Raw genomic sequence first — 839 nt, 5'->3', positions numbered from 1 at the left:
CCGTCGAGCCGGCGGAAGCGCCCGCCGGCCGGGTAGGCCGGCCAGTGCGGCGGCCCCATGCGCTGAACCCGGCCGCCCTCCTGGTCGATCAGGATCGGCGCGTCGTCCCGGCCGATCGTGGCGCGCAGCGACGCGGTCAGCGCCCGGACCTCGTCCGGCGTGCCGATGTTGCGCTTGAACAGGATGAAGCCCCAGGGCCGCACGTCGCGGAAGAACGCGGTCTCGTCCGGCGACAGGGTCTTGCCGGCGCAGCCGAGGATCAGGGCACGGGAGGTCATCGGGGACGGTCTTCCCGGGAGGGTTGGGTTGCGGGCATCGCCTGCCCGGACGAAGAATACGAATCCGTGGCGAGCGTCCGACAGGAGATGCCCGCGCCGCAAGGCCAAACCGCGACGTCTGCCGGACCATCGGTCCGCGCACGCTCGGGTGTTGCGCCGGCGACTCAGGCGCGGCCCCGGCGGATCGCCGATCTCAGGCGATCCGCCGACGCGGGTTTTGTGGAGGCGGGCTCAGTTCTTGGCGACGAAGCACTGTCCGCCGGCGCCCTGAAGCTCGGTGCAGAGGCTCGTGGCTTCCGCCTTGGCCAGCGGCCCGACGCGGACCCGGAAGATCGTCTTGCCGTTGACCTCGGCCTGGCGGATCAGCTCCGGCTTGCCGGCGAGCTGGCTGTACTTGCCCTGCATCTCGCGGAAGGCGGTCTGGGCTTCCTTGGCGCTGGTGCGGACGCCGAGCTGGACCGAGAACCCGCCGACGGCGGCGTTGCTCACGGTCGCCGTCGTGGCCGGGGCCTCGACCGGGACGGCGGCCTCGGGCGCGACGGCGGCGACGCGCTGCGGTGC

The 839-nt window shown here is 72.9% G+C and carries 1 protein-coding gene and 1 pseudogene; both read right to left on the bottom strand.

What is annotated here, in order from left to right; genetic code table 11:
* Nucleotides 1-278, bottom strand: a pseudogene (locus FV230_RS28820) (beta-hexosaminidase); the annotation flags it as partial.
* A gap of 231 nt (nucleotides 279-509) precedes the next feature.
* A partial coding sequence (locus FV230_RS28815; RefSeq protein WP_147844788.1) for an SPOR domain-containing protein occupies nucleotides 510-839 on the bottom strand: 330 nt, incomplete at its 5' end.

The sequence above is a fragment of the Methylobacterium sp. WL6 genome, assembly GCF_008040095.1.
Taxonomy (GTDB): Bacteria; Pseudomonadota; Alphaproteobacteria; order Rhizobiales; family Beijerinckiaceae; genus Methylobacterium.
This window is presented reverse-complemented; position numbering and strand designations above follow the sequence as displayed.